The sequence below is a fragment of the Bradyrhizobium sp. genome (assembly GCF_049512235.1).
GTDB lineage: Bacteria > Pseudomonadota > Alphaproteobacteria > Rhizobiales > Xanthobacteraceae > Bradyrhizobium.
In genome coordinates this window covers 1-3,598 of sequence record NZ_JBEKXH010000591.1, presented here as the reverse complement: position 1 = coordinate 3,598, position 3,598 = coordinate 1, and the positions used below count along the sequence as shown (strand labels likewise).

Below are 3,598 nucleotides of genomic sequence, written 5' to 3'. Positions count from 1 at the left end.
CGGGGAAGTCGTCACTCACAGGGAACTTATCTCGACGGCGTGGCCGGATGTGACGGTGGAGGAAGCCAACCTCCGCTTTCAAATGGCTGCCCTTCGGAAGGCACTTGGCGACGGACGAGACGGTGCTCGCTACATATCCAATATTGCCGGTAGGGGCTACTGTTTTGTTGCGCCAGTTACACGCTCGAGCGCCGAGCAACTGGTTCCGGTCAGCGGGATCGCTACCTCAGAGCGAGTTCAAAAACTGCCGCCGCGACCAACGCGAATGGTCGGCCGCGATGACACCGTTAGAGCGTTGACGCAGCAACTTAAGGAGTGGCGCTTCGTCAGTATCGTCGGTCCCGGCGGTGTCGGCAAAACCACTGTAGCGATCTCCGTCGCTCATGCGCTGGTTGACGGATACCAAGGCGCGGTGTTCTTCATCGATCTGGCTGCTCTGACCGATGCCAAACTCGTGCCGTCAGCGATCGCGTCGGTACTGGGGTTGATGGTGCAAACCCAGGACCCGGTCGTTGGTCTGCTGGCCTTTATTGGCGACAGGAAGATCCTGCTCGTGCTCGACAATTGCGAGCATGTGATCGGCGTTGCGGCAGCGCTGGCCGAACGCGTCGTCAGCGAGACACCGCAGGCGCACGTCCTGGCGACCAGCCGCGAAGCGCTCCGGGTGGAAGGTGAACATGTCCACATATTGTACTCACTTGATTGTCCCCCCGAGGATGTCGCGACTGCTATGGAGGTGCTCAAGTATCCCGCCGCCCAGCTTTTCATGGAGCGGGCCGCGGCGAGCGGCTATGGCGCCGAGCTGCGCGATATCGATGCGCCGATAGTGGCCCGGAGCTGCCGCCGGCTTGACGGGATCGCGCTAGCAATCGAGCTCGCTGCCAGTCGCGTCGGCTCCCTTGGGATTTTTGGAACCGCGGAATTGCTCGACAACCGCTTCGGCTTGCTCTGGCAGGGCCGCCGCACCGCGCTGCCGCGGCACGAGACGCTGAACGCGATGCTCGACTGGAGTTACAGCCTGCTTTCGGATCGCGAGAAGCTGGTCCTGTGCCGGCTGTCAGTCTTTGTCGGGGGCTTCACGCTTCAGGCCGCCGGCTTTATTGCGTCGGAGACGGAGGTAGACGAGTCGGACGTTATCGACACGGTCGCGAGCCTGGTCGCAAAATCCCTGATATCCACGGCGGTCATCAACGAAACGACATATTACCGCCTGCTCGACACCACGCGCGCCTACGCTGCTGCCAAACTCGCATCGCGTCGCGAAGCGGCTCGCATCGCCCGGCGCCATGCGATCTTTTATTCCAAATTTCTCGAACACGACGAGATCATTCAGTCGTTGTTCGGCGAACATTATTTTTCGGGATACGCTCCGCATATCGGCAATGTGCGGGCGGCGCTCGGATGGGCGCTGTCGGACCATGGCGATGCCCCGGTCGGCATCGAACTCGCCACCTGGGCGGCGCCACTGTTCATCGGACTGTCGCTGTTCGAGGAGTGCAGGGGGTGGTGTGAACGGGCGCTGGCCACTCTCGACGGCGCCAGCCGCGACACCAGACAAGAGATGATTCTTCAGGAAGCCCTGGCGCTGTTGTGGATGCTCACAAGGGGGCACACCGATCAGGTTCGCGTCGCAATCGAGCGTGGGCTTGCGCTTGCAGAAGCTTGCCAGGACCGCGGGCGCCAACTGCGCCTTCTCTTCGGTCAGTCCATCTTTTTCACGCGGATTGGCGACATCCGCGGCGCCCTGGCGGTCGCGGAACAGGGCACCGTCATCGCGCAGACTGCCAAGTACCCTGCCGGCGCCGTCTGGGCAAAGTGTTGGGAGGGCAATGCCCACCACTTTCTGGGCAACCAAGCCGCGGCACAACTCCATTGTGAGCGCGGCTTGGCACTCGCGGTCGAGCTTGGTACGTTCAACTTCTTCGGTTTTGATCAGCGCATCCGCGCGCTCGTCGTTCTCTTCCGCATCTTGTGGCTGCGTGGGTTCTCCGATCAGGCGCTTGGAATCACGCGAAAGGTCATCGATGATGCGGCGAGCCGAGATCACCCCGTTCTGATCTGCACTTCGCTGTTTTATGCCTCAATGTTGTTACTGTGGACCGGTGATTTGCCAAGAGCCGGCGACCTCATCGGGCAGCTGATCGCATATGCCGGACGATACTCCCTTGAACCGTATCGGGCTCTCGGCATCGCTCTCAAGGGCGAACTTGCCATCAGCCTCGATGAGCCGGAGGCCGGTCTCGATTTGCTACGCAGGGCGTTGGAGAGCCTGCACGCTCAACAGTACAATCTCCTAATCCCCGGCTTCATCGGCGCGTCGGCGGAAGGCTTGCGCAAGACCGGACGATTCGAGGAGGCGCTGTTCACGATCAATGGAGCCATTGCACGCGCGGCAAATAGTAGAGTGGAATTTGACTTGTCTGAACTGCTCCGGATTAAGTCGCAGGTTCTCGCGGCACAACATGACCGTAAATCAGCGATGAACTGCCTGACCGAAGCACTCGCCGTCGCACGCGCGCAATCTGCGCTCGCCTGGGAGCTGAGGTCGACGATGGTCTTGGCACGCATGCTCTCCGAAGACGGGCAGCGCGACCAAGCCCGGCATACGCTCGCCCTCGTCTACGACCGCTTCACGGAAGGCTTCGACACCGCGGATCTCAAGCTGGCGCGCGCGCTGCTCGAGGACTTGCGATAGCCTTTAGCCGCTTCACGCCAAGCCAACGACCACCGCAACATTCTTTCCGCCTGGAGACCCGGCGGAACCGGAATCCCCGCACCCGTCTAACATTTTCTAACGTAATCAAACGGGCCAAGCCGTCGCCCATCGGGCATGCTCGTCGCGTGCAAATTACCCAGCATCTTTCGAACCCGACACCATGATGGAATCCTTCTTTCCGCCAAACGCTCCCGTGGTCCTCCCACCGCTGGTGGCCGCCTACGTTGAAGCAACCAACAGTTTCGATCTCGAGCGACTGCTGGCCACTTTCGCCGAGGACGCTCTCGTCAATGATCAGTTGCGGGACTACTGGGGAAAGCCGGCCATCAGAGAGTGGGCGAAGCACGATATCATCGGCGAGAGTCTGACGATGAACGTAACCAAGGTGATCAACCACTATGGGAACTACATCGCGACGGCCAATGTCGATGGCAACTATGACAAGCGCGGCCTGCCTGATCCGCTGGTGCTCGCCTTCTATTTCACCCCCCAGAGCGAATTAATCGTTCAGCTAATCATTCTTCGCAATCGATTCGATATCTAAGCTTCGACTGCCGATCTCTGCGGCCATTTCAATCAATGTGATCAGCGGACCTCACACAAATGGAGTTCCTCATGGATCCGATGGGTCGACCACGACGCGTGCTCTCAGCAGCACGATAAACAAAATCTTACAACGTTAAACTCGCCCGCGTCGCGCAATTGCGCGAGGGTTTTCCAGGCAATCGGACTGATCAGAGGCAACAACTTAGAGGCAATCACTCTACGCAAAGGAGAACTTCCATGAATAGTCCGGACGATCTTTGGGAAGTGCATTCAATGAATCGGCGCACCTTCGTGGGCATGGTGGCTGTGGGTGCGGCAGGCACGTTTTTTCGGGGG

Annotated in this window: 2 protein-coding genes; both read left to right on the top strand. The window is 59.8% G+C overall.

Annotated elements, in window-relative coordinates; genetic code table 11:
• A partial coding sequence (locus ABSG20_RS32315) for an ATP-binding protein (RefSeq protein ID WP_423868508.1) occupies nt 1-2,695 on the top strand: 2,695 nt, incomplete at its 5' end.
• Between the two features lie 181 nt (nt 2,696-2,876).
• Entirely contained in the window at nt 2,877-3,260 is a 384-nt protein-coding gene (locus tag ABSG20_RS32310) for a Cif family virulence factor (protein WP_423868507.1), read from the top strand.
• The last annotated feature ends 338 nt before the right edge of the window (nt 3,261-3,598 follow it).